Here is a 25,091-nt window from a genome sequence, read left to right as displayed (position 1 = left end):
CGCCAGCCGTCGTCGTACCTCGCCGGGCGCCGTACGCCCGGCGAGGCGGGCACCTCACCCACGGGGCCTGAGCCCCGCTCCCGCGCGCTACTCCTGCTTCTTGCGCCGCGTGCCGAAGACGATCTCGTCCCAGCTCGGTACCGCCGCGCGGCGGCCGGGGCGGACGCCGTCGGCCTCGGCTTGCCGGTCGGTCGCGCCGATCAGGCGGTCCCGGTGGCTGCCGACCGACCGCGGCATGAGCACGTCGGCGTAGGCGGAACCGGCCGAGGCGGCGGGCGCCGGCGGTTCCTCCGCCGCGGGCTCCGCGTCCGGTTCGTCGTCGTTCGGTTCCGAGGACGCCGCTCGCTCCGGCACCACCAGATCGCCCCGGAAGCTCGGGACCGCCTCCAGCAGGCTGGTGAGCGAGTCGCGCTCGCCGGTGTTCTCCTCCACCGGCTCCGACGCCTGCGCGGGCAGGCTCGGCCGCTCCCGGTCGAGCGGGCGGTCCAGCGGGCGGTCGCGCGGCAGACGGGCGATGCGGGGCACGAAGGGGAAGCTGGGCTCCGGCGGCGCGAGGTCGTCGGACTCGCCGATGAGCGAGCGCGCCTCGTCGTCGACGGCCTGGACGAGCCGCCGCGGCGGGTCGTACGTCCAGCTCGCCGAGTGCGGTTCGCCGGCCACCAGGTAGACCAGCAGCACCTCCCACGTGCCGTCGTCGCGGCGCCAGGAGTCCCACTGCACGGTGTCCTTCTCGGCGCCGCGCAGCAGCAGCCGTTCCTGCACGGCCTCGCCGAGCAGCGGTCCCGCGGCGTTCTCCCCGGGGCGGCGGACGGGTGTCTTGCGTGCCCGCTCGGCCATGAAGGCACGCTCGGCGAGGACGGGGCCCTCGAACCGGCGTACGCGGTCGACGGGGATGCCGGCCATCTGCGCGACCTCTTCCGCGGTCGCGCCGGCGCGTATACGCGCCTGGATGTCGCGGGGGCGGAGATGGCTCTCCACCTCGATCTCGATCTGGCCGAGGCGGGGACGGTCGCCGCGCACGGCGGCGCGGAGCCGTTCGTCGATCGGAAGCGTGTACTCCGTGCTGTCCGCAGCCTTCAGCACCAGCCGTGTGCCGTCATTGGAGACGGCCACGACACGCAGTTCGGGCATGGGGACCTCCCGGGTGGTGCCTGCCGACGTCACGTGCGTCGCTGCTTCCGCTAGTCGAGTGTGGCCTGCCCGGGTGCAGCCTGCCACAACCTTGCCGAGTTGCCCGGCGTGTCGGGCACGGGCCCTGGATCGCCGTTATGGCACGGTTACCTATTCGCCACGCTAAGTGACCAACGCCGTCACCCTGTGCGACAAGCCCCCCTCCTGGCGGTCCAGCAAGGCCCCGGACATCCTGGCGGGAGACCGGGTCCAGGGCTCGCAACAGTACTCCATTCGGGCCACGCGCGTGGATCGGCGCGCCGCTCAACTTCTGGCAAGAGGCGGGACTTGGCCGCCCGTGGCCGGTTTTCGCGATCTTGAACGTGGCGTACTTCACGTAATCAGCAGAAACGGAACTATTGGTTTCGTTCCTACGTCCCTTTCTCGTGCAGTTGGTTGATCAAGTAGGAAAAGTCGATCACGTACGGGAATGAGAGGGAACGGACAGTTGACGCAGCGGCAGGACAAGAAGCGCATCGACCTGAACCTCCCTCAGGTGGCGGGCAGCGCCATGGCCGCGGTGGTGGCCGCGAAACTCGCCTCCTCCTTCGGCGTCTACGGCACGATCCTCGGCGCCGGGGTGGTCAGTGTCATCGCCACCTGCGGCGGCACGGTGTTCCAGCACTTCTTCAAGCACACCGGCGAGCAGTTGCGCACAGTCACCGTGCCCCGGTCAAGGGAGCAGTCCGGGCCGCCCGCTCCGGGCGAGTACACGGACGGGACCGTCTACCGGGCCCGGGTCAAGAGCTGGCGGCGGCCGCTTCTCGCGGCGGCGCTGGTCTTCGGCGTGACCATGGCCGGCGTCACCGCCTTCGAACTCGTCTCCGGCAGCAGCTTCAGCGGCGGCAAGGGCACGACCGTCAGTCATGCGTTCACCGGACGCAGCGCCTCGTCGCCCGCCACGCCGTCCCCGTCCTCCGAACCGGGGGACCACGGCACCGGCTCGCCCTCGAAGGCGCCGCCGGCGGACGGCGGCACCGCGCCGGGCGATTCGCCCTCCGGTTCCGGCGACACGACACCGGGCGCGACTCCCAGCGCCACGCCGACACCGACGCCCAGCGCCGACGCCACCGAGGACGGTTCGACGGGCGGCGCCGGCACGCCGAGCGCGCCCGCGACCGCTACGCCCCCAGCACCCGGCGCAGGTAGTCGTTCTGGAAGCGCCGCTCCGGGTCCAACCGGTCCCGCAGCGCCGTGAACTCGCCGAAGCGCGGGTACACCCGGGAGAAGTACGCGGCGTCCCGGGTGTGCACCTTGCCCCAGTGCGGCCGGCCCTCGTGCGCGGTGAAGATCCGCTCGGCCTCCGTGAAGTACCGCCGGTAGGGCGTGCCCCGGAACATGTGCACGGCGATGTAGGCGCTGTCGCGCCCGGAGGCCGTGGAGAGGGCGATGTCGTCGGCCGGGGCGGTGCGCACCTCGACGGGGAAGCTGACGCGCAGGCCCGAACGGTCCAGCATGGCCTTCAGTTCGCGCAGCGTCTCGGTCAGGGCCGCGCGCGGAACGGCGTACTCCATCTCCACGAACCGCACCCGGCGCGGAGAGGTGAAGACCTTGAAGGGGATGTCGGTGTAGGTCCGCGCGGACAGGGCCTTGCTGGAGATCCGCGCGATCGCCGGGACCGCGGCGGGCGCCGCCCGGCCGACCCAGTTGGCCACCTGGAACACGCCGTTGGAGAGGAACTCGTCCTCGATCCAGCCCTTGACGGGGCTCACCGGCCGGGCCGGGCCCGCGCTGCGGTTGTTGCGCTTGGTGTTGGTGCTGCCGGTGTGCGGGAACCAGTAGAACTCGAAGTGCTCGTTCTCGACCCACAGTTCGTCGAAGTCGGCGAGGACCCGCTCCAGCGGCATGGGCTCCTCGCGCGCGGTGAGCAGGAAGATCGGCTCTACGGCGAAGGTGATCGCGGTGACGATGCCCAGGGCGCCGAGGCCGATCCGGGCGGCCGTGAAGACCTCCGGGTTCTCCTTCTCGGAGCAGGTGAGCACCGAGCCGTCGGCCGTCACCAGCTCCAGGCCCTTGATCTGTGCGGCGATCGAGGCGGAGTCACGACCGGTGCCGTGCGTGCCGGTGCTGGTGGCGCCGGAGACGGTCTGTTCCATGATGTCGCCCATGTTGGTGAGCGACAGTCCCTCGCGCGCCAGCGCCATGTTGAGTCTCTTGAGCGGGGTGCCGGCCTCCACCGTGACGGTCCCCGCCTCACGGTCGATGTTGCGTATACCGGTCAACAGTTGAGGGCGTATCAAGACGCCGTCGGTCGCCGCGATCGACGTGAAGGAATGCCCCGTACCGACGGCCTTCACGGTCAGACCGTCCTCGCCGGCCCGCCGTACCGCGGCGGCCAGCTCGTCGACGGAGGCGGGCGTGACCTCCCGCGCGGGGCGGGCCGAGACGTTGCCGCCCCAGTTACGCCACGTGCCGTTCTTCCCGCTCGCTGTGCTGCTCAACGGTGCCTCCCCGACGCGGAACCGGCCTGCTGAGCCGGCGGTACCCGAGGAAACCGACCGCCACCGCGACCGCTCCGGACACCGCCGGAACCGCGTACCCGGCTCGTGCGCCGGCCGAGTCGATCACCCAGCCGGCCACCGAGGAGCCGAGCGCGACGCCGACCGCGAGCCCGGTGCTCACCCAGGTCATGCCCTCGGTCAGGTGCGCGCGTGGTACGTGCTCCTCGATGAGGGCCATCGTCGTGATCATCGTGGGAGCGATGGACAGACCCGCAAGGAAGAGCGCCGCGGCCAGAAACGGCAGGTTCCCGACCAGTAGGAGGGGGATCATACTCACGCCCATGGCGCACACGCCCAGGAGCCAGCGGCGGGCGGGCGGACCCGTGAAGCGCAGCAGACCGAACACGATCCCGGCGACGCACGACCCGGCCGCGTACAGGGCCAGGACGACACTCGCCGCGCTCTTGTGGCCCTGCTCGTCGGCGAAGGCCACCGTGACGACGTCGACCGAGCCGAAGATCGTGCCGGTGGCCACGAAGGTCGCCACCAGTACCTGCAGCCCCTTCGCGCGCAGCGCCGAGCCGCCGCCGTGCTGCTCGCGCGGGTGCGGCGCGGGCTCGGTCGCCCGCTGCGCGGTCAGCCAGAAGACGCCGACGGCGAGGAAGCACGCGGCGAGCAGCGGACCCGCCTCAGGGAACCAGGCCGTGGACAGGCCGATGGAGATGATCGGCCCGAAGATGAAGCACACCTCGTCCACCACGGACTCGAAGGAGTACGCGGTGTGCAGCCGCTCGGTGCCCCGGTACAGCTCGGCCCAGCGGGCCCGGATCATCGCTCCGAGGCTCGGGACGGTGCCGATGCCGACCGCGCAGAGGAACAGGAGCCAGTCCGGCCACCGGTAGTGGGCCGTGAGCAGCAGTCCGGCGGCCCCCGCGAGCGTGACCAGGGTCGCCGGGCGCAGCACGCGGCGTTGCCCGTGCCGGTCCACCAGCCGGGAGATCTGCGGACCCAGCGCCGCCGCGGACAGCGCGATCGTCGCCGACAGCCCGCCCGCCAGGCCGTAGCGGCCGGTGAGCTGGGAGACCATCGTGACGACGCCGATGCCCATCATCGACAGCGGCATCCGGCCGACGAAGCCCGCGGCGGAGAAACCCTTGGAGCCGGGGGCGGCGAACAAGGCGCGGTAGGGGCTGGGCACGTGGTCTCCGGGGGTCCGGTACGGCTCGGGGCGGGGCCGTGCGAGTGGCGGTGCCTTCGTAAGCAGCGTAGGCAGCCGGTACAGCTTACGAGTTAGGGCGCCCTAACGCACACGAGTAACCAGGCCGCCGCAGCGGAGGCCGTCCGGGCCGCCGACGCACCGGTCACCCGTCGTTTCCCCGGTGTCAGTGGCGGGTGGCAGGATCGACTCATGCCAGACGTGCTCGACGCCAGTCCCTACGACGCCCTGCTCCTGCTCTCGTTCGGCGGCCCCGAGGGCCCGGACGACGTGGTTCCGTTCCTGGAGAACGTGACGCGCGGCCGCGGTATCCCGACCGAACGCCTCAAGGAGGTCGGGCAGCACTACTTCCTGTTCGGCGGGGTCAGCCCGATCAACGACCAGAACCGCGCCCTGCTGGAAGCCCTGCGCAAGGACTTCGCCGAGCACGGCCTGGACCTGCCGGTCTACTGGGGCAACCGCAACTGGGCGCCGTACCTCACCGACACCCTGCGCGAGATGGTGCGCGACGGCCACCGCCGCATCCTCATCCTGGCCACCAGCGCCTACGCCTCCTACTCGGGCTGCCGGCAGTACCGCGAGAACCTCGCCGACGCCCTGGCCGCCCTCGAGGCCGAGGGCCTGGAACTGCCGAAGATCGACAAGCTGCGGCACTACTTCAACCACCCCGGCTTCGTCGAGCCCATGATCGACGGCGTGCTGGAGTCCCTCGCCGACCTCCCCGAGGACGTCCGCGCCGGCGCCCACATCGCCTTCACCACCCACTCCATCCCGACCGCGGCCGCCGACACCTCGGGGCCGGTGGAGGACCACGGCGACGGCGGCGCCTACGTCAGGCAGCACCTGGACGTGGCGCATCTGATCGCCGACGCCGTACGCGAGCGCACCGGCCTCGAGCTCCCCTGGCAGCTCGTCTACCAGTCCCGCTCCGGCGCCCCGCACATCCCGTGGCTGGAGCCCGACATCTGCGACCACCTCGAGGAGCGCAAGGCCGCCGGGGTCCCCGCGGTCGTCATGGCCCCCATCGGCTTCGTCTCCGACCACATGGAGGTCCTGTACGACCTCGACACGGAGGCCAAGGCCAAGGCGCAGGAGCTGGGCCTGCCGGTGCGCCGCTCGGCCACCGTGGGTGCCGACCCGCGGTACGCCGCCGCGGTGCGCGACCTCGTCCTGGAGCGCGCCGGCCTCGAGCGCGGCCAGGACGTCACACCGTGCGCGCTGGGCGCGCTGGGCGCGAGCCACCAGCTGTGCCCGGTGGGCTGCTGCCCGTCCCGTGCCCCGCGTCCCGCCGCCGCGGGCGCCGACAGCCCGTACGCGTGAGGAGCGCCGTGAACGACCCCCTGCACCTGGAGCTGCTCAGGCTCGCCCGGGAGGCCGCCCACCGGGCCGGAACCCTGCTGCGCGACGGCCGGCCGGCCGACCTCTCGGTCGCCGCGACCAAGTCGAGCGACGTCGACGTCGTCACCGAGATGGACATCGCCGCGGAGAAGCTGATCACCGGACTGATCTCCGAGCGCCGAACCGAGGACGCCTTCCTCGGCGAGGAGGGCGGCACCACCGAGGGCACCAGCGGGATCCGCTGGGTGATCGACCCGCTCGACGGCACGGTGAACTACCTCTACGGCCTGCCGACCTGGGCGGTCTCCATCGCCGCGGAGCAGGACGGCGAGACGGTGGTCGGCGTCGTCGCGGCACCGATGCGCGGGGAGACGTACCACGCGGTGCGCGGCGGCGGGGCGTGGGCCACCGGCTCGTGGGACGGCGAGCGCCGGCTGACCTGCCGCGCGGCGGCGCCCCTGGAGCAGGCCCTGATCTCCACGGGCTTCAACTACGTGGCCGACGTCCGGGAGCATCAGGCCGAGGTCGTCCGGCGGCTGATCCCGCTCGTGCGGGACATCCGCCGCGGCGGATCCGCCGCGATCGACCTGTGCGATGTCGCCGCGGGCCGTCTCGACGGCTACTACGAGCGGGGGCTGCACCCGTGGGACTTCCGCGCCGGTGACCTGATCGCCCGGGAAGCGGGCGCCGTGACCGGTGGGCGGCCCGGACAGCCCCTGTCGGGCGACCTGACGATCGCCGCCTCACCGGCCGTCTTCCAGCCCCTCCAGCGGCTCCTGGAGGACTTCGGCGCCTGGCACGACTGACGGCGGGTACGACGCCGACACGGACAGCGGGGCCCCGGCGCTGGATTCGCCGGGGCCCCGCTGGGGTGCATACGGGCTGATCAGACGCCGGACAGGCCGACTTCCACGCCATGTTCGGCGGCCAGGCGGCGCAGGTCGTCGAGCTCGCCCTGCTCCACGTCGACGAGGAAGTCGTCGCCCTCGTCACGAGCCCGCGTCAGGTCGGACTCGGTCGCCCTTATGCGCTGCAGAAGTCCTGCGGTGAAAGCGTCCATGCTGCGCCCCCTCGTCCAGGGTCGTGGGTCGGTGGCACGGGGGTGTGCCGGTTGGGAAGGGGCGATCACGTCTCCGTAGGTGCCCAGCGCTGCCCTGCTGGGCGGCGACGGTGCCGGACACCCACGCCCGCTCTGCGGAAGCGGCCTGTCGTGCCGCATGGTGCTGCGGCACAAGCAGAGCGTGATCGCGGGGTGTAAAGCCGTCCTCCCCCCGCGGACATCCGGGGAAACCTCGGCGAGCCGACAAATCTTCCCGCGCCCGCATCTGGCCGCATATGCCCGCGGCCGTGACCGGAACCCGACGGACGGCAGCGGGAGGGGACTTGTGGGGCTGGGGGAGCCGGACGGGACCGCCGAGTGGCCGGTGCGGACGGACCGAGAGGGACCGCTCCGCGGGCGGACCAAGGGGAGAGGAACCCCGTGCGCCGGCCGGCGCACGAGGCGTCGTCCCGAGGGAGCCGACGCCAGGCGGTCCCCCCGCGGAGCCAGCGCCTCCCATACCGGCCGACGGGCGCCTTACCACCGGTTTATGGGCCAACGCGGCAGGATGGAGGCGTAGACCCCGGTATGGATTCCGCCTGTGTGCGCCGATGCGGCGTGCCCGGCGGCTTTGAGGAAGGACAAGCGACGTGCGCGTACTCGTCGTCGAGGACGAGCAGCTGCTCGCCGATGCGGTGGCCACCGGACTGCGCCGGGAGGCCATGGCGGTCGACGTCGTGTACGACGGTGCGGCCGCTCTGGAACGCATCGGCGTCAACGACTACGACGTGGTCGTCCTCGACCGTGACCTCCCGCTCGTCCACGGCGACGACGTCTGCCGCAAGATCGTCGAGCTGGGCATGCCCACGCGCGTGCTGATGCTCACCGCCTCCGGCGACGTCAGCGACCGCGTGGAGGGCCTGGAGATCGGCGCCGACGACTATCTGCCCAAGCCCTTCGCGTTCAGTGAGCTGATCGCACGCGTGCGTGCCCTCGGCCGGCGCACCAGCGTGCCCTTGCCGCCCGTCCTGGAGCGGGCCGGCATCAAGCTCGACCCCAACCGCCGCGAGGTCTTCCGGGACGGCCGCGAGGTACAGCTCGCGCCCAAGGAGTTCGCGGTCCTGGAGGTGCTGATGCGCAGCGAGGGCGCCGTGGTCTCCGCCGAGCAGCTGCTGGAGAAGGCCTGGGACGAGAACACCGACCCGTTCACCAACGTGGTGCGCGTGACGGTGATGACGCTGCGCCGCAAGCTGGGCGAGCCGCCCGTGATCGTCACCGTGCCCGGTTCCGGCTACCGGATCTGATCGACGTGACGGCCACCCCCGCGCCTCCGCAGGCGCCACCGAAGCCCACCTGGGATCCCCGACGGCCGCAGCCACTGTTCCCATGGCTGCGGCCGACCATCCGGATACGGCTGACGCTGCTGTACGGCGGCATGTTCCTGATCGCCGGCATCCTGCTGCTGTCGATCATCTATCTGCTCGCCGCGCAGGCGCTCAACGTGGGCAGTGAGCTGCCCTTCAAGATCACCAGCGGAAGCGTCACCAGCAACGTCTGCAACCTGCCGGACAAGGCGTCGCCCGACGTCTTCAACAGCGCCATGAACGCCTGCGTCAACGAGCAGCGCCAGCACGCCCTGGACAGCCTGCTCAGCCGCTCCCTGCTCGCCCTGCTGGGCCTCGCGGTGATCGCGTTCGCGTTCGGCTACGCCATGGCCGGCCGGGTGCTGTCGCCGCTGGGCCGGATCACCCGCACCGCGCGTGCGGTGGCCGGATCCGATCTGTCCCGCAGGATCGAGCTGGACGGCCCGGACGACGAGCTGAAGGAGCTCGCCGACACCTTCGACGACATGCTGGAGCGCCTCCAGCGGGCCTTCACCGCCCAGCAGCGCTTCGTCGGCAACGCCTCGCACGAGCTGCGCACGCCGCTGGCGATCAACCGCACGCTGCTCGAGGTGCACCTGTCCGACCCGAACGCCCCGGTGGAGCTGCAGCAGCTCGGCAAGACGCTGCTGGCCACCAACGAGCGCAGCGAGCAGCTGGTGGAGGGCCTGCTGCTGCTCGCCCGCAGCGACAACCAGATCGTCGAGCGCAAGCCCGTCGACCTCGCGGAGGTCGCCTCGCAGGCCATCGACCAGGTGCGCGGCGAGGCCGAGGACAAGGGCGTGGAGGTGCGCGGCAAGCGCGAGCCCGCGGTCATTCAGGGCAATGGCGTACTGCTGGAGCGGATCGCCCTTAACCTGGTGCAGAACGCCGTCCGGTACAACGTTCCCGAAGGCGGCTGGGTGGAGGTCACCACGCAGGTCCAGCACGGTCAGGCGGTGCTGGTGGTGTCCAACACCGGCCCGGTGGTCCCGGCGTACGAGATCGACAACCTCTTCGAGCCGTTCCGGCGGCTGCGCACCGAGCGCACGGGCAGCGACAAGGGGGTGGGCCTGGGCCTGTCCATCGTGCGGTCCGTGGCGCGGGCCCACGGCGGGCACATCACGGCGACGCCCCGCGAAGGGGGTGGGCTCGTCATGCGGGTCACCCTGCCGCTGTGAGACCGTCGCGACACACGCGGAGGATGTTCGCTTTGCGCGGAATTTTCCGGGCACTCGGCCCAGCCTCCGATGTGTGATCGATCACAAGGGCGATTTTCCGGCCATCTACTCTCCGTGATCATGAAGGCCGCCGGAAAGCCCGGAAAATCCGGGTTTTCAGGGGTCCTGATCACGGGAAGTACACGGTGGGACGCCTTTGAAGTGCGACATTCGGACCGTGTACGGTCCCGTTCGCCATCCAAGCCGATCACTCTTGAGGTGTCCGGTTGGGTGTCGATTGAGTAACAGACCTTGATGTGAGGCAAAATCTCCGCCTCGAGGCGGGCACAAGTCCGGCCTCTCACGCGTTACGTGCGCTGGAGACACCGCAGACACCCAGAGGGGGAGAGCGACATGGCAACTGACTACGACACCCCACGCAAGACCGACGACGACGTCGATTCCGACAGCCTTGAGGAGCTGAAGGCCCGGCGCAACGACAAGTCGGCGTCGTCCGTCGACGTCGACGAGTTCGAGGCCGCAGAAGGCCTGGAGCTGCCCGGAGCGGACCTCTCCAACGAGGAGCTGGCCGTCCGGGTGCTGCCCAAGCAGCAGGACGAGTTCACCTGCATGAGCTGCTTCCTGGTGCACCACCGCAGCCAGCTGGCCCGGGAGAAGAACGGTCAGCCGATCTGCCGCGACTGCGACTGAGGGCGGGTCGGCCGTGACTGGCTCGACCCCTTCTCGGAAGCGCCGCTTCTCCCGCAGGGGAGCGGACCCGGGGCCGGTGGAAGGCCCCCATGGCGTGCGTGACGACGAGCGAGGCTCACCCCTTACGTCCTCGACGGAAGGAACAGGGTCGGCCTCGCTCGAAGCCGCGGGCGACCGGAGCGGTCTTCGGGATCGCGCCGGACGTATCGCGCCCGTCGCCAAAAGGCGGGCCGCGGCCGCCCGCACCAAGGCCGGAGATCTGGCCAGGTCCGGCGCGAGCAAGGGCAAGGACCGCGCCCGCGCGGGCCTGAGCTACCTCGCCGACCGGATCATCGACCTCGCCCCACGCGTGCCCGTACGCGATCTCGCCACGCTCCGCGCACAGTTTCCGGGCCTCGGTCCGGAGCAGCTGGCGGACAAGCTCGTGGCCGGCGCCACCAGGGCGACGGCGACGGTCGGAGCGGGAGTGGGCGCGGCGGCGATGCTGCCCGTGCCGCCCGCCATGCCGACCGAGCTGGCCGCTGAGATCACCAGCGTCGCGGCGATCGAGCTGAAGCTCATCGCCGAACTGCACGAGGTCTACGGCGTGCGACCGCCCGGTTCTCTCAAGGACCGCAGCTCGGTGTACCTGCGCGCCTGGTCCGGCGAGCGGGGCATCGAGGTGACGAAACCGTCGACGTTCGACGCGGCCCTCGGGGGCCGGATGAAGCGCGAACTGCGCCAGCAGATCATGAAGCGCCTGGTGCGGGATCTGCCCAATCTCATGCCGTTCATGGTCGGCGCCGCGGTCGGCGCGGTCATGAACCGCCGCGAGACCCGCAGGCTCGCCGGGCACGTGCGCACCGACCTGCGCACGGTGCAGGTGCCCTGGGAAGCCCTCCCCGAGCTGCCGCCTCTCGAGCAGCCGGACGAGCCCGTGACGGTGGGCGAGCTCACCGAGGACCTGGAGCGCTGACCCACGGGCCCTCCATGGCCCACCGGGGGTCCCTGCCGGGCCTCTGGGACCTGGGCGCCAGGGTGGCCCCAAGGGTTCCCTGTCCGGGCCCCTGAAGCTCCTACGAGCCCTGCTGAGCCGCTGCCTCCCGCGCCGTCTTCAGCGCCTCGGCCAGCCGCTCCGGCTCCCGCGTCGACAGGTACAGGTACGGCGTCGGGTCGGCCGGGTCCGTGACCTCGACCTTCAGTGCCTTCGGGATGTAGGCCCGCAGCAGCAGGAACGCGCGCGTGTCCGCCTTGTAGGTGCGCCAGGCGCGCGCCTCCTCCGCGTCCAGCACCTCGGCCTCGCCCAGCGCCGACACGGGGACCTTCGCCTCACCGGCGATCAGGAAGCCGTTCACCACACGGATGCGCAGCGAGCCGTACGCGCTGGCCACGACCGCCGACACGGCCGTACCGCCGACCAGGGCGCCGAGCATCGGCAGCGTCCCGAAGGGCAGGAAGACCAAGGCGAGGGCGAGACCCACGAGGAAGGAGACCAGCCACCACGAACGGGGGGCGGTGAGGCGTTCTTCGTAGGGGGTGGCGGGAAGCTGCATGGAGCCAAGCTTGGCATGGTGTGCGGACGTCCCCGCAATCAGGCGCCGCCCCGCGCCCGCCCCGCCCACGGCAGGTGGCCGCCGGGCGCCGGGCAGGGCTGGTCGTGGGGGGCGGGTGGGCGGGTAAGGTCTGCGGCTGTGAGTGGTACTTCCCCAGCTCTTCAGCCCCCGGCCGACGCCGCGCCTCCCGTGCGGCATCCCGACGCTCCCGCCCCCGGTGAGCTCCTCGGCGCGCACTACGAACACTGTTTCGGTTGCGGTGGCGGGCAGGCGCACGGACTGCACCTGGCGGCCCGGGCCGGTGACGGCGTCAGCATCACCGCCGAGTTCACCGTGCAGAGCGCCCACCAGGGTGCGCCCGGCCTCGCCCACGGCGGTGTCCTGGCCACCGCGCTCGACGAGACGCTGGGCTCGCTGAACTGGCTGCTGCGCATCATCGCCGTCACCGGACGGCTGGAGACCGACTTCGTGCGGCCGGTGCCGGTCGGTACCACCCTGTTCCTTCAGGCCGAGGTCACGGCCGTGGCCGGACGGAAGATCTACTCCACCGCCACCGGCCGCATCGGCGGCCCCGACGGCCCCGTCGCCGTCCGCGCCGACGCCCTCTTCATCGAGGTCAAGGTCGACCACTTCGTCGACCACGGCCGCCAGGAGGAGATCCGGGCCGCCATGAACGACCCGGACCAGCTGCGCCGGGCCCGCGCCTTCGAGGTGAACCCGTGAGCCGCGAGCCGCTGCGAGTGCTCATTCGCCGCATCGATCCGGACGTGCCGCTTCCGGCGTATGCGCACCCCGGCGACGCGGGGGCCGATCTGCGCACCACCGAGGCCTGCGAACTCGCGCCCGGCGAACGCGCGGTGTTGCCCACCGGGGTGTCTGTGGCACTGCCGGAGGGGTACGCGGCCTTCGTGCACCCGCGCTCCGGCCTGGCCGCCCGCTGCGGTGTCGCCCTGGTGAATGCCCCGGGGACGGTTGATGCCGGGTACCGTGGGGAGATCAAGGTGATCGTGGTGAACCTCGACCCGCGCGAGTGCGTGCGGTTCGAGCGCTTCGACCGGATCGCCCAACTGGTCGTCCAGCAGGTCGAGAGGGTCCGCTTCCAGGAGGTCGCGGAACTTCCCGACTCGGCACGGGCCGAGGGGGGCTTCGGGTCCACCGGGGGCCATGCCGCGGTGGGCGGTGAAAGCGGCACGAGCGGTCAGGTCGCCGAGGGCGGCCCGACGGGTGGGAATCGATACGCTTCGGTCGTATCCGACCGGGAAGGACAGTGACGTGTTCGGACGTCGCAAGAAGAGGGATGCCGCCGAGGACGCGGCCGGCGAGGCCGAGCAGGTCGTCGACAGCGTCGACACCGAGGCGGACGAAGAGGGCGAGCGCGAGCGCGTACGGCTCGAGCCGGAGCCGCGGCCCGACGGGCCCTGGGACGTCTCCGAGGTGCGCGACCCGGCCGAGGGCCGCGTGGACCTCGGTGGCCTGTTCGTGCCGGGCGTCGACGGCATGGAACTGCGCGTGGAGGTCGCCGGCGACGCGATCGTCGCGGCGACCGTCGTCCTGCGCGACAGCGCGATCCAGCTGCAGGCCTTCGCCGCGCCCAAGCGTGAGGGCATCTGGGGCGAGGTACGCGAGGAGATCGGCTCCGGCATCACCCAGCAGGGTGGCATCGTCGACGAGGTCGAGGGTCCGCTCGGCTGGGAGCTGCGCGCCCAGGTGCCGGTGCAGCTGCCCGACGGCACGGGCGGCTTCCAGGTCGTGCGGTTCGTCGGTGTGGACGGGCCCCGCTGGTTCCTGCGCGGTGTGATCTCCGGGCAGGGCGCGGTGCAGCCGCAGGCCGCCGGCCTGCTGGAGCAGATCTTCCGGGACACGGTCGTGGTCCGGGGCGAGGGGCCGATGGCGCCGCGCGACCCGATCGTGCTGAAGCTGCCGAACGACGCCCAGATGGTGCCCGAGAGCGTGCAGCAACAGCAGGAGGACGAGGCCTCCCGCTTCTCCGGCGGCATGGGCCAGCTGCAGCGCGGGCCGGAGATCACCGAGGTCCGCTAGGCCCTGTCGTTTGGATCAGGCCGGCCGTGAGGTGCGGTGCCTTCCGGCCGACCCGAGCGGGGTCTGGCGCGTGCAGCTGCAGGGCGGAGGAGGGCGCCAACGCGGTGGGGGTCCCCCCTGCTCGAAGAGCTCGGGGGAGTTGGCAACCGACGACAACGCCGCAGATGTGCGTGCCAGACCCCGCGACGCCGGGTGATCCAAACGACAGGGCCTAGACGCCTGCTCGATCGAGCGACGCGGGGCCGCACCCATATGGGGTGCGGCCCTTTCGCATGCGTGACCCCTTGACGGCGCATTGGTCCGTACCTATGGTCTCCGGCCAACGCCTGCGTTCATAAAGGCGCTCCACGTTCATATACAAGAACGGAGTCGCTATGCGTCGTGCCGCGCTGCTCGCAGTGGTGGCCTCTCTGCTGCTGGGCGCCTTCACCGCGCCCGCCGCCCATTCCGCCCCCGCCTCCTTCGTCCACCCCGGAGTCACCGTCTCCCGTAGCCAGCTGGACTTCGCCCGCACCCAGGTGCTGGCCGGCGCACAGCCCTGGAAGGGAGCCTTCGACCAGCTGCTGGCGAGCAAGTACGCCGATCTGAACCGCACCCCGGCGCCCCGCGCGACCGTCGAGTGCGGCTCGTACTCCAACCCGAACTACGGTTGCACCGACGAACGCGAGGACGCCCTCGCCGCGTACACCGACGCGCTCGCCTGGTACGTCACGCGCGACGACCGGTACGCGAAGAAGGCCATCCAGCTGATGGACGCCTGGTCCGCCGTGATCCAGGACCACACCAACAGCAACGCACCCCTGCAGACCGGATGGGCCGGCTCCACCTGGCCGCGCGCCGCCGAGATCATCAAGTACGCATACGCAGGCGCATGGCCGAACGCCGCCCGCTTCGCCACCATGCTGCGCAACGTCTACCTGCCCGAGGTGATCAACGGCTCGAACTCCAACGGCAACTGGGAGCTGTCCATGATGGAGGCGGCGATCGGCATCTCCGTCTTCCTGGAGGACAGGACCTCCTACGACAGGGCCATGGCCGCCTTCCGTACGCGCACCGCCGCCTACGTCTACCTCGCCTCCGACGGCGACCTGCCGAAGACCGTCCCGAGCCAGCACCTCGACACCCGCGACAAGATCGTCAGGTACTGGCAGGGACAGTCCACCTTCGTCACCGGCCTCACCCAGGAGACCTGCCGCGACTTCGTCCACACCGGCTACGGCATCTCCGCCATCTCCCACGTCGCCGAGACCAGCCGCATCCAGGGACAGGACCTGTACGGCACCGACGTCGGCGAGCGGCTGCGCCAGGCACTGGGCTTCCAGGCCCGGTACGAACTGGGTACGGCCGTCCCGAGCCGGCTGTGCGGCGGATCCCTCAAGCTCGGGCTGGGCCCGGTCACAGAGGTCGGCTACAACGCGCTGCACAACCGCCTCGGCGTCGCCATGACCAACACCCAGGCCCTGACCGAGCGCAACCGCCCGGCCGGCAGCAACAACCTCTTCGTGGCCTGGGAAACCCTCACCCACGGTGACAATCCGGCGTGAACCGCTGAGGGGGTCTCGTCCGATGAGGAAGTGAGAGCGCACAACAGCCGGCGAGGACGAACCGGCTAGAACGATCGAGAACCGAAGAGAACCATTGAGGGACCGGGCGCCCGGTGGTGATACTGGCGCCCGGTCCGCGGACCCCGCGTCCACGGGGGAACAGGGGGAGCACACATGACGAAGGTCGTCACCGAGACGATGGTGCGCGTCGAGGACGTGCACAAGTCCTACGGCGAGGGCGCAGCCGCCGTCCATGCGCTCAAAGGGGTCTCCTTCGGGATCCCGCGCGGCGAACTCGTCGCTCTCAAGGGCCGCTCGGGCTCCGGCAAGACGACTCTGCTCAACATCGTCGGCGGGCTCGACCAGCCGGACCGGGGCCGGGTGATCATCGAGGGCAGCGATCTGTCGGACCTGGGCGAGGAGGGGCTGCTCGCTTTGCGCCGGGACCGGGTCGGATTCGTGTTCCAGTCCTTCGGCCTCATCCCGATCCTCACCGCCGCCGAGAACGTGGGCGTGCCGATGCGACTGCGCCGCGCGGACCCCCGCGAGCGGGAGCAGCGCGTACAACTGCTGCTGTCCCTGGTCGGTCTCGCCGAGCACGCCGCGCAGCGCCCCGATGAGATGTCCGGGGGTCAGCAGCAGCGGGTGGCCATCGCCCGCGCCCTGGCCAACGAGCCGGCGCTGCTCATAGCCGACGAGCCGACGGGGCAGCTGGACGCGGAGACCGGCCACGCCGTGATGGAGCTGCTCCGTGCGGTCGTCCACAGCGAGAACGTCACGGCCCTGGTCGCCACCCACGACGCCACGCTGCTGGACCTGGCCGACCGGGTCCTGGAGCTGAGAGACGGCGAGATCGGCGAGGCGGGTGCCGGGGCCTGAGCCGGAGCCTGAGAAGGGGCGCCGGCGGAGGTCGGTGCCGGGCCCATCTCCGTCGTCCGGCGGCGTCAGGGTCGCGTCAAAGGTGTCCACTGCCCGCCCCCACGCCCCTTTTGTCGCTCCCGTGGGTCGTAAGGTCGACGCTGCGTAGGGGCAGTCACACCGGAAGACAATGGGTTCATGGCACGCGGCAAGCTTCGGATCTACCTGGGAGCGGCACCCGGTGTCGGCAAGACCTACGCGATGCTGTCCGAGGCGCACCGGCGGGTCGAGCGCGGTACGGACTGCGTCGTGGGGTTCGTCGAGCACCACGGGCGGCCGCGCACCGAGGTGATGCTGCACGGTCTGGAGGCGGTGCCGCGCCGGGAGCTGGAGTACCGGGGCGCGCGCTTCACCGAGATGGACGTCGGCGCGGTGCTGGCCCGCCGCCCGCAGGTGGCCCTGGTGGACGAGCTCGCCCACACCAACGTCCCCGGTGCCCGCAACGCCAAGCGCTGGCAGGACGTCGAGGAGCTGCTGGCCGCCGGCATCGACGTGGTGTCGACGGTCAACATCCAGCACCTGGAGTCGCTCGGCGACGTCGTCGAGTCGATCACGGGGTTGCGGCAGCAGGAGACGGTGCCGGACGAGGTGGTGCGCCGGGCGGACCAGATCGAGCTGGTGGACATGTCGCCGGAGGCGCTGCGCCGGCGCATGGCGCACGGCAACATCTACCAGCCGGACAAGGTCGACGCGGCCCTGTCGAACTACTTCCGGCCCGGCAACCTGACCGCGCTGCGCGAGCTGGCGCTGCTGTGGGTGGCGGACCGGGTGGACGCCTACCTCCAGCGGTACCGCACCGAGCACCGCGTGTCGGCGATATGGGGTTCGCGGGAGCGGATCGTGGTGGGCCTGACCGGCGGCCCCGAGGGGCGCACGCTGATCCGGCGGGCGGCGCGGCTGGCGGAGAAGGGCGCGGGCGGGGAGGTGCTCGCGGTGTACATCTCCCGCAGCGACGGCCTCACCGCGGCCTCGCCCAAGGAGCTGGCCGTGCAGCGCACGCTGGTGGAGGACCTGGGCGGCACCTTCCACCATGTCGTCGGCGACGACATCCCCGCCGCCCTGCTCGCGTTCGCCCGCGGGGTGAACGCCACCCAGATCGTGCTGGGCTCCTCGCGCCGCAAGAGCTGGCAGTACGTCTTCGGCCCCGGGGTCGGCGCCACGGTCGCCCGTGAGTCCGGACCCGACCTCGACGTACACATCGTCACGCACGAGGAGGTCGCCAAGGGCCGCGGGCTGCCCATGGCGCGCGGTGCACGGCTCGGGCGCTCACGGGTGCTGTGGGGCTGGCTGGTGGGCGGCGCCGGCCCGGTGCTGATGACCCTGCTGCTGACCGGCATCGACGCGTCGCTCGGCCTGACCAACGACATGCTGCTGTTCCTGGGGCTGACGGTGGCGGCGGCCCTGGTGGGCGGGCTGCTGCCGGCGCTGGTCGCGGCGGCCTTCGGCTCGATGATGCTGAACTGGTTCTTCACGCCGCCGGTGCACCGGGTCACCATCGCCGACCCGAAGAACATCCTCGCTCTGGTGATCTTCGTGTCGGTGGCGGTGTCGGTGGCCTCGGTCGTCGACCTCGCTGCCCGGCGCACCCAGCAGGCGTCCCGGCTGCGCGCGGAGTCGGAGATCCTCTCCTTCCTCGCCGGGAACGTGCTGCGCGGCGAGACCAGCCTGGAGGCACTGCTGGAGCGGGTGCGGGAGACGTTCGGGATGGAGTCGGCGGCCCTGCTGGAGCGTGAGAGCGATGTGGCGCCGTGGACCTGCGCCGGGCGCGCGGGGCTCGGCGGACCCGTTCAGCGGCCGGAGGACGCCGACGTGGACATGCCGGTCGGCGATCACATGGCGCTGGCGCTCACCGGCCGGGTGCTGCCCGCCGAGGACCGCCGGGTGCTCGCCGCGTTCGCCGCGCAGGCCGCCCTGGTCCTGGACCGCCGGCGGCTGCAGCAGGAGGCCGACCAGGCCAAACAGCTGGCCGAGGGCAACCGCATCCGCACCGCGCTGCTCGCCGCCGTCAGCCACGATCTGCGCACCCCGCTCGCCGGGATCAAGGCGTCCGTCTCCTCGCTGCGCTCCGACGACGTCGAGTGGTCCGAGGAGGACGAGGCGGAACTGCTCGCGGCGATCGAGGAGGGCGCCGACCGGCTCGACCACCTGGTCGGCAACCTCCTCGACATGTCCCGGCTGCAGACCGGCACGGTCACCGCGATCATCCGCGAGATCGACGTCGACGAGGTGGTGCCGATGGCGCTCGGCGGCGTCCCTGAGGGCAGCGTCGAGCTGGACGTCCCCGAGACACTGCCCATGGTCGCCGTAGACGCCGGGCTGCTGGAGCGGTCGGTGGCCAACCTCGTGGAGAACGCCGTCAAGTACAGCCCGCCGGCGCTGCCCGTGCTGGTGGCCGCGAGTGCGATGGCCGACCGGGTCGAGGTGCGGGTCGTCGACCGTGGCCCGGGCGTCCCGGACGAGGCCAAGGAACGCATCTTCGCGCCCTTCCAGCGCTACGGCGACGCACCGCGAGGCGCCGGTGTCGGCCTCGGTCTTGCCGTGGCGCGCGGCTTCGCCGAGGCGATGGGCGCCACCCTGAACGCCGAGGACACGCCCGGTGGCGGTCTCACCATGGTCCTCAGCCTCCGGGCGGCCGCCGGCCGGCCCCCGCAGCACGGCTCGGTGCAGTCGGTTCCCTCAGAAAGGCAGGCCACATGACCCGGGTGCTCGTGATCGAAGACGAGCCGCAGATCGTGCGCGCCCTCGTGATCAACCTCAAGGCCCGCAAGTACGAGGTCGACGCGGCCCACGACGGCGCCGGCGCCCTGAGGATCGCGGCCGCCCGCCACCCCGACGTGGTGGTGCTCGACCTGGGCCTGCCGGACATGGACGGCGTCGAGGTGATCAAGGGGCTGCGCGGCTGGACCCGGGTGCCGATCATCGTGCTGTCCGCGCGGCATTCCTCCGACGAGAAGGTGCAGGCGCTGGACGCGGGCGCCGACGACTACGTCACCAAGCCGTTCGGCATGGACGAGCTGCTCGCCCGGCTGCGGGCCGCCGTGCGCCGCGCCGAGCCCGTCGGCGCCGGCGAGGAGGAGGTCACGGTGGAGACGGCCGAGTTCACCGTCGACCTGGCCGCGAAGAAGGTCGACCGTGGTGGCCGGGACGTACGCCTGACGCCGACGGAGTGGCATCTGCTGGAGGTGCTGGTGCGCAACAGCGGCCGTCTGGTCGGGCAGAAGCAGCTGCTGCAGGAGGTGTGGGGGCCGTCGTACGGGACGGAGACGAACTACCTGCGGGTGTACATGGCGCAGCTGCGCCGCAAGCTGGAGGCGGACCCCTCGCACCCGAAGCACTTCATCACGGAGCCGGGGATGGGGTACCGGTTCGAGCGCTAGCCCGGCCGAGCCCGGCCTTCGGCCCGGGGAGGGTGTGTGAGGGCCGACACGGGGAGTACGTAGCCGTCAGTGCACCCCGGTACGCTTCAGATATGAGTGCTGTTCCTCGTTCCGAAAAGCCGGCGGGCCGGTTCCGGCGGATGCTCGACCGGCTCTCCTCGTCGCAGGAGGACCTGGAGTCCGAGGAGCTGCGCGAGGACGCCGAGACGGCGGGCTGTACCCGGATCGGTGACTGCAAGGACCGTCAGATCGTTACGGTTACTGGTACCTTGCGCACGGTCACCCTGCGTCCGCGCGCGGGTGTCCCGGCTCTGGAAGCGGAGCTGTTCGACGGCACCGCCGCGCTGGACGTGGTGTGGCTCGGCCGGCGCTCCATCGTGGGGATAGAACCGGGGCGCAAGCTGATCGCATCGGGCCGGATCTCGATGAGCCGGGGCCGCCGGGTGCTGTTCAACCCCAAATACGAACTGCGACCCCTCGGACGGGAGTAGCCGGTGACGTCACTCGACAAGCCGACCGACGACACATCTGCCAACGACGCCCGGGCGGTGACGGAGGCCGCGCTGTTCGAGGCGTTCGGCGGAGTGCGGGGCATGGTCGAGACGGTGGTCCCCGGCCTCCTCTTCGTCACGATCTACACGATCAACAAGGACCTCCATCTGTCGGCGATCGCCGCGGTGGCCGTGTCCCTGGTGCTGGTCGTGGTGCGCCTCGCGATGAGGGACACCGTCAAGCACGCCTTCAGCGGCGTCTTCGGCGTCGCCTTCGGTGTCGTCTTCGCGATGATGACCGGCAACGCCAAGGACTTCTATCTGCCGGGCATGCTGTACACCCTCGGCCTGGCGCTGGCGTACATCGTCACCACGATCGCCGGGGTTCCGCTGATCGGTCTGATCCTCGGCCCGGTGTTCAAGGAGAACCTCTCCTGGCGCACCCGCAACCCGGGACGCAAGAAGGCATACGCCAAGGCGAGCTGGGCCTGGGGCCTGATCCTGCTCGCCAAGTGCGCGATCCTCTTCCCGCTGTACTGGTGGGCCGACACCACCCAGCTCGGCTGGGTGCTGGTCGCGCTGAAGATCCCGCCGTTCCTGCTCGCCGTCTGGCTGACGTGGGTCTTCCTGGCGAAGGCGCCGGCGCCCATCGACGTCTTCGCGGAGATGGAGGCCGAGGAGAAGGCCGAACAGGAGCGCAAGGCGACGGCCCTGGCCGCGGAGCGCGGGGAAAGCCCCGAGCCGACGGAGTCCACGGGCGGCCGCCACCGCCGGGAAGCGTAAGGCCGACGCATACGGCGAGGGGGCGCCCGGTGTACACCGGGCGCCCCCTCGCCGTAATCGGAACCGGAACCGTCAGCTGTCGTCGCGTCGCACCGACAGCAGGTCCTCCAGCTGGCCCTCGCGGGCCTGGGCGGCCACGAACAGCAGCTCGTCGCCCGGCTCCAGGGAGTCCTCGCGGGACGGCGTGAGAACGCGGGTGCCGCGGATGATGGTGACCAGTGAGGTGTCCTGCGGCCACTCCACGTCGCCGACCTGCGTGCCGGCCAGCGCCGACTCCTCCGGCAGGGTCAGCTCGACCAGGTTCGCGTCGCCGTGGCTGAAGCGCAGCAGCCGGACCAGGTCGCCGACGCTCACCGCCTCCTCGACCAGGGCCGACATCAGGCGCGGGGTGGAGACGGCGACGTCCACCCCCCAGGACTCGTTGAACAGCCACTCGTTCTTCGGGTTGTTCACCCGGGCCACGACGCGCGGAACGCCGTACTCCGTCTTCGCCAGCAGGGAGACGACGAGGTTGACCTTGTCGTCGCCGGTCGCGGCGATCACGACGTTGCAGCGTTGCAGCGCCGCTTCGTCCAGGGAGGTGATCTCGCAGGCGTCGGCGAGCAGCCACTCCGCCTGCGGGACGCGCTCGACCGAGATCGCGGTCGGCGCCTTGTCGATCAGCAGCACCTCATGGCCGTTCTCCAGCAGTTCGCCCGCGATCGAGCGGCCCACCGCGCCGGCACCGGCAATGGCGACCCTCATCAGTGACCGCCCTCCTCTTCAGGGCCCTTGGCGAAGGCCGCCTCGACCTTTTCGACCTCGTCGCTGCGCATCATCACGTGCACCAGGTCGCCCTCCTGCAGCACCGTCTGGGAGGTGGGCAGGATCGCCTCGCCCAGGCGGGTCAGGAACGCCACCCGGACGCCCGTCTCCTCCTGCAGCTTGCTGATCTTGTGCCCGACCCAGGCGGCCGAGGCGTGCACCTCGGCGAGCTGCACACCCCCGGTGGGGTCGCGCCACAGCGGCTCGGAGCCGGAGGGCAGCAGACGGCGCAGCATCTGGTCGGCGGTCCAGCGGACCGTGGCGACCGTCGGGATGCCGAGACGCTGATAGACCTCGGCGCGACGGGGGTCGTAGATACGGGCCGCGACGTTCTCGACACCGAACATCTCGCGGGCCACCCGGGCGGCGATGATGTTGGAGTTGTCGCCGCTGGAGACCGCGGCGAAAGCGCCCGCCTCCTCGATGCCGGCCTCGCGCAGGGTGTCCTGGTCGAAGCCGACCCCGGTGACCCGGCGGCCCCCGAACGAGGAACCGAGACGTCGGAAGGCGGTGGGGTCCTGGTCGATCACAGCGACCGTATGCCCCTGCTGCTCCAGGGTCTGGGCGAGAGCGGAACCCACTCTGCCGCAGCCCATGATGACGATGTGCACGACCGTCCTTCCGGTGTCAAGAGATCTCACGTGGCTCGAACAGGGTCTCAGACCGGCGACCAAGCTACACAGGCACGCCGCGGGCTGTGCACCCCCGGGCCGGTTACGTCCTGTCCTTCCCGCGAGGTGCGTGCCGGCCCTCGCCGCGCCGGGATGATCCGAACGACGGGCTCAGCGCGGCTGTGTGGCCCGGCGGCGAGTGATGCTGCGCACGCTGCGCAGAGTGAGGAATCCGAGGCCGAGGAGTGTGACGGCGGCGCCGATCAGCTCTGCGGTGGCGGGCACGGTGACCTCCGAGGTGCGGCGGGGCGGGAGTCCAGCCATCTAGGCACGGGCACCGCCCCACCTGCGGAATCCGTAGCGCTGTGAAGCGCCGATTCCACTCGTGCGGCAGATCGGCCACGGCAGGTGGGCGAGCCCGTGTTCGAAGGCTTACGATCCTCTGTTGTGTCCAAACTGACCGACGTGCCCAAACGGATTCTCATCGGGCGCGCACTGCGCAGTGATCGGCTGGGGGAAACTCTCCTGCCGAAGCGCATCGCCCTTCCCGTTTTCGCCTCCGACCCGTTGTCCTCCGTGGCCTATGCGCCAGGGGAGGTGCTGCTGGTCCTGTCCATCGCGGGCGTGTCGGCGTACCACTTCAGCCCCTGGATCGCCCTCGCGGTCGTCGTGCTGATGTTCACGGTCGTCGCCTCCTACCGACAGAACGTGCACGCCTACCCAAGCGGCGGCGGCGACTACGAGGTCGCCACCACCAACCTCGGCCCCAAGGCCGGTCTGACCGTGGCGAGCGCGCTGCTCGTCGACTACGTCCTGACCGTCGCGGTGTCGATCTCCTCCGGCATCGAGAACCTGGGCTCGGCGATCCCGTTCGTCGTCGAGCACAAGGTGGTCTGCGCCGTCGCCGTGATCATCCTGCTGACGGTGATGAACCTGCGCGGCGTGAAGGAGTCCGGCAAGCTCTTCGCGATCCCGACGTACGTCTTCGTCGCCGGCGTCTTCATCATGATCGCCTGGGGCGCCTTCCGCGGCCTGGTCCTCGGCGACACCATGCGGGCACCCACCGCCGACTTCCACATCAAGGCCGAGCACCAGGGCCTGGCCGGCTTCGCGCTGGTCTTCCTGCTGCTGCGCGCCTTCTCCTCCGGCTGTGCCGCGCTCACCGGCGTCGAGGCGATCTCCAACGGCGTGCCCGCCTTCCGCAAGCCCAAGTCCAAGAACGCCGCGACCACCCTGGCGGCCATGGGCCTGCTCGCCGTCACCATGTTCTGCGGCATCATCGTCCTCGCCCTGACCACCAAGGTCCGCATGGCCGAGAACCCGGCCACCGACCTGCTGAAGAACGGCGTCGGCGTCGGCGTCGACTATGTCCAGAACCCGGTGATCACTCAGGTCGCCGAGGCCGTGTTCGGCAAGGGCAGCTTCTTCTTCGTCGTACTGGCCGCGGCCACCGCGCTGGTGCTGTTCCTCGCCGCCAACACCGCCTACAACGGCTTCCCGGTGCTCGGCTCGATCCTCGCCCAGGACCGCTACCTGCCGCGTCAGCTGCACACCCGCGGCGACCGCCTGGCCTTCTCCAACGGCATCGTGCTGCTGGCCGGCACGGCGACCCTCCTGGTCCTGATCTACGGCGCCGACTCCACGCGGCTGATCCAGCTGTACATCGTCGGTGTGTTCGTGTCGTTCACGCTCAGCCAGATCGGCATGGTCCGGCACTGGAACCGGCACCTCGCCGCCGAGAAGGACCAGGCCAAGCGCAGCCATATGATCCGCTCCCGCGCGATCAACACCTTCGGCGCCTTCTTCACCGGTCTGGTGCTGGTCGTCGTCCTGGTCACGAAGTTCACGCACGGCGCCTGGGTCGCCCTGCTCGGCATGTGCATCTTCTACGTGACGATGACCGCGATCCGCCGTCACTACGACGCCGTGGCCGCGGAGATCGCCGCGCCCGAGGGCCCCAGCGACGACAGCGTCCGCCCCTCGCGCGTCCACTCGGTGGTGCTGATCTCCAAGATCCACCGCCCGACGCTGCGCGCGCTCGCCTACGCCAAGCTGATGCGCTCCGACTCCCTGGAGGCGCTCACGGTCAACGTCGACCCGGTCGAGACCAAGGCGCTGCGCGAGGAGTGGGAGCGGCGCGGCATCGACGTACCGCTGAAGGTGCTGGACTCGCCGTACCGCGAGATCACACGGCCGGTCATCGAGTACGTCAAGGGCCTGCGCAGGGAGAGCCCGCGCGACGCGGTGTCGGTGATCATCCCCGAGTACGTGGTCGGCCACTGGTACGAGCACTTCCTGCACAACCAGAGCGCGCTCAGGCTGAAGGGACGCCTCCTGTTCACCCCGGGCATCATGGTCACCTCGGTGCCCTACCAGCTGGAGTCCTCCGAGGCCGCCAAGAAGCGGGCCCGCAGGCGGCAGGAGTGGAACGCGCCCGGTTCGGTACGGCGTGGTCCGCTGACGCAGGGCGAGCGGGCGAAGGGGACGGAGAACCGGAAGTAGCTCTCCCGCGACCACGTAGACTGGTGGGCTGTTGTCCGTCCGTCCCCCTCACC

The 25,091-nt window shown here is 71.0% G+C and carries 25 protein-coding genes; 17 read left to right on the top strand and 8 right to left on the bottom strand.

All coding sequences use genetic code 11. The features are described from left to right. Positions 1-87 precede the first annotated feature (87 nt). Positions 88-1,131, bottom strand: a complete 1,044-nt coding sequence (sepH, locus tag AB0J12_RS22915; protein WP_363266207.1) for a septation protein SepH — start codon at positions 1,129-1,131, stop codon at positions 88-90. A 487-nt stretch (positions 1,132-1,618) separates the two neighbouring features. Between sepH and AB0J12_RS22910 the strand changes: the two genes are divergently transcribed. After that, complete coding sequence (locus AB0J12_RS22910; protein ID WP_363266206.1) at positions 1,619-2,368, top strand: hypothetical protein; 750 nt, start codon at positions 1,619-1,621, stop codon at positions 2,366-2,368. On the opposite strand, the gene AB0J12_RS22905 is transcribed toward AB0J12_RS22910, so the two are convergent. Together AB0J12_RS22905 and AB0J12_RS22900 are read right to left on the bottom strand one after the other, a co-directional pair. Then, entirely contained in the window at positions 2,292-3,611 is a 1,320-nt protein-coding gene (locus AB0J12_RS22905) for a D-arabinono-1,4-lactone oxidase (RefSeq protein WP_363266205.1), read from the bottom strand. The two genes, AB0J12_RS22910 and AB0J12_RS22905, sit on opposite strands and share 77 nt — an antisense overlap. Continuing rightward, positions 3,571-4,809 (bottom strand): MFS transporter, encoded by a 1,239-nt coding sequence (locus AB0J12_RS22900; RefSeq protein WP_363266204.1) that lies wholly within the window; start codon positions 4,807-4,809, stop codon positions 3,571-3,573. Before AB0J12_RS22900 ends, AB0J12_RS22905 begins: the two co-directional genes overlap by 41 nt. Before the next feature lie 210 nt (positions 4,810-5,019). Between AB0J12_RS22900 and AB0J12_RS22895 the strand changes: the two genes are divergently transcribed. Continuing rightward, positions 5,020-6,147, top strand: a complete 1,128-nt coding sequence (locus AB0J12_RS22895) for a ferrochelatase (protein ID WP_363266203.1) — start codon at positions 5,020-5,022, stop codon at positions 6,145-6,147. Positions 6,148-6,155: 8 nt separating this feature from the next. Further along, entirely contained in the window at positions 6,156-6,971 is an 816-nt protein-coding gene (locus tag AB0J12_RS22890; protein ID WP_363266202.1) for an inositol monophosphatase family protein, read from the top strand. A gap of 80 nt (positions 6,972-7,051) precedes the next feature. On the opposite strand, the gene AB0J12_RS22885 is transcribed toward AB0J12_RS22890, so the two are convergent. Then, positions 7,052-7,225 carry a hypothetical protein gene (locus AB0J12_RS22885; protein ID WP_363266201.1) on the bottom strand — a complete coding sequence of 58 codons (174 nt, stop codon included), beginning with the start codon at positions 7,223-7,225 and terminating at the stop codon, positions 7,052-7,054. 629 nt (positions 7,226-7,854) lie between these two features. Between AB0J12_RS22885 and AB0J12_RS22880 the strand changes: the two genes are divergently transcribed. The 4 genes from AB0J12_RS22880 (at position 7,855) to AB0J12_RS22865 (ending at position 11,391) form a co-directional block, all read left to right on the top strand. Continuing rightward, positions 7,855-8,508 (top strand): response regulator transcription factor, encoded by a 654-nt coding sequence (locus AB0J12_RS22880; RefSeq protein WP_010353034.1) that lies wholly within the window; start codon positions 7,855-7,857, stop codon positions 8,506-8,508. Between the two features lie 5 nt (positions 8,509-8,513). Next, positions 8,514-9,746 (top strand): HAMP domain-containing sensor histidine kinase, encoded by a 1,233-nt coding sequence (locus tag AB0J12_RS22875; RefSeq protein WP_363266200.1) that lies wholly within the window; start codon positions 8,514-8,516, stop codon positions 9,744-9,746. 393 nt (positions 9,747-10,139) lie between these two features. Beyond that, positions 10,140-10,436 carry a DUF4193 domain-containing protein gene (locus AB0J12_RS22870; RefSeq protein WP_043504706.1) on the top strand — a complete coding sequence of 99 codons (297 nt, stop codon included), beginning with the start codon at positions 10,140-10,142 and terminating at the stop codon, positions 10,434-10,436. 13 nt (positions 10,437-10,449) lie between these two features. Next, positions 10,450-11,391 (top strand): hypothetical protein, encoded by a 942-nt coding sequence (locus AB0J12_RS22865; RefSeq protein WP_363266199.1) that lies wholly within the window; start codon positions 10,450-10,452, stop codon positions 11,389-11,391. A 100-nt stretch (positions 11,392-11,491) separates the two neighbouring features. Here the strand turns inward: AB0J12_RS22865 and AB0J12_RS22860 are convergent, their stop codons facing one another. Further along, complete coding sequence (locus AB0J12_RS22860; RefSeq protein WP_363266198.1) at positions 11,492-11,968, bottom strand: DUF3093 domain-containing protein; 477 nt, start codon at positions 11,966-11,968, stop codon at positions 11,492-11,494. Positions 11,969-12,106: 138 nt separating this feature from the next. Between AB0J12_RS22860 and AB0J12_RS22855 the strand changes: the two genes are divergently transcribed. The 9 genes from AB0J12_RS22855 to AB0J12_RS22815 all read left to right on the top strand — a co-directional run bounded on the left by AB0J12_RS22855 (position 12,107) and on the right by AB0J12_RS22815 (position 21,121). After that, positions 12,107-12,691, top strand: a complete 585-nt coding sequence (locus AB0J12_RS22855; protein ID WP_363266197.1) for a PaaI family thioesterase — start codon at positions 12,107-12,109, stop codon at positions 12,689-12,691. Beyond that, positions 12,688-13,239 carry a dUTP diphosphatase gene (dut, locus tag AB0J12_RS22850; protein WP_363266196.1) on the top strand — a complete coding sequence of 184 codons (552 nt, stop codon included), beginning with the start codon at positions 12,688-12,690 and terminating at the stop codon, positions 13,237-13,239. The genes AB0J12_RS22855 and dut overlap by 4 nt, the downstream gene beginning before the upstream one ends. A gap of 1 nt (position 13,240) precedes the next feature. After that, the gene (locus tag AB0J12_RS22845) at positions 13,241-14,008 is read left to right on the top strand and encodes a DUF3710 domain-containing protein (RefSeq protein ID WP_363266195.1); all 768 of its coding nucleotides are present in this window, start codon (positions 13,241-13,243) and stop codon (positions 14,006-14,008) included. A 374-nt stretch (positions 14,009-14,382) separates the two neighbouring features. Beyond that, on the top strand, positions 14,383-15,552 hold the full coding sequence (locus AB0J12_RS22840; RefSeq protein ID WP_363266194.1) for an alginate lyase family protein: 1,170 nt from the start codon (positions 14,383-14,385) through the stop codon (positions 15,550-15,552). Positions 15,553-15,726: 174 nt separating this feature from the next. Next, a complete protein-coding gene (locus AB0J12_RS22835) occupies positions 15,727-16,431 on the top strand; it encodes an ABC transporter ATP-binding protein (protein WP_363266193.1) in 705 nt (234 codons plus the stop codon). A 177-nt stretch (positions 16,432-16,608) separates the two neighbouring features. Further along, positions 16,609-19,167: a sensor histidine kinase KdpD gene (locus tag AB0J12_RS22830; protein WP_363266192.1), complete on the top strand. Its 2,559-nt coding sequence runs from the start codon at positions 16,609-16,611 to the stop codon at positions 19,165-19,167. Continuing rightward, positions 19,164-19,847, top strand: coding sequence for a response regulator (locus AB0J12_RS22825; RefSeq protein ID WP_363266191.1), 684 nt, complete (start codon positions 19,164-19,166; stop codon positions 19,845-19,847). Before AB0J12_RS22830 ends, AB0J12_RS22825 begins: the two co-directional genes overlap by 4 nt. A gap of 92 nt (positions 19,848-19,939) precedes the next feature. Next, positions 19,940-20,338 (top strand): OB-fold nucleic acid binding domain-containing protein, encoded by a 399-nt coding sequence (locus AB0J12_RS22820; RefSeq protein WP_363266190.1) that lies wholly within the window; start codon positions 19,940-19,942, stop codon positions 20,336-20,338. A gap of 3 nt (positions 20,339-20,341) precedes the next feature. After that, entirely contained in the window at positions 20,342-21,121 is a 780-nt protein-coding gene (locus AB0J12_RS22815) for a DUF3159 domain-containing protein (RefSeq protein ID WP_363266189.1), read from the top strand. 72 nt (positions 21,122-21,193) lie between these two features. On the opposite strand, the gene AB0J12_RS22810 is transcribed toward AB0J12_RS22815, so the two are convergent. The 3 genes from AB0J12_RS22810 to AB0J12_RS22800 form a co-directional block, all read right to left on the bottom strand. Further along, complete coding sequence (locus tag AB0J12_RS22810) at positions 21,194-21,865, bottom strand: TrkA family potassium uptake protein (protein ID WP_361624895.1); 672 nt, start codon at positions 21,863-21,865, stop codon at positions 21,194-21,196. Then, positions 21,865-22,536 carry a TrkA family potassium uptake protein gene (locus AB0J12_RS22805; RefSeq protein ID WP_103783733.1) on the bottom strand — a complete coding sequence of 224 codons (672 nt, stop codon included), beginning with the start codon at positions 22,534-22,536 and terminating at the stop codon, positions 21,865-21,867. Before AB0J12_RS22805 ends, AB0J12_RS22810 begins: the two co-directional genes overlap by 1 nt. A 171-nt stretch (positions 22,537-22,707) precedes the next feature. Next, positions 22,708-22,860 (bottom strand): hypothetical protein, encoded by a 153-nt coding sequence (locus tag AB0J12_RS22800; protein WP_363266315.1) that lies wholly within the window; start codon positions 22,858-22,860, stop codon positions 22,708-22,710. A 123-nt stretch (positions 22,861-22,983) separates the two neighbouring features. Here AB0J12_RS22800 and AB0J12_RS22795 point away from each other — a divergent pair, with 123 nt between their 5' ends. Further along, on the top strand, positions 22,984-25,038 hold the full coding sequence (locus AB0J12_RS22795) for an APC family permease (RefSeq protein WP_363266188.1): 2,055 nt from the start codon (positions 22,984-22,986) through the stop codon (positions 25,036-25,038). Positions 25,039-25,091 lie beyond the last annotated feature (53 nt).

The organism is Streptomyces sp. NPDC049915 (assembly GCF_040656475.1).
In the GTDB taxonomy this organism is placed as follows: Bacteria; Actinomycetota; Actinomycetes; order Streptomycetales; family Streptomycetaceae; genus Streptomyces.
This window is presented reverse-complemented; position numbering and strand designations above follow the sequence as displayed.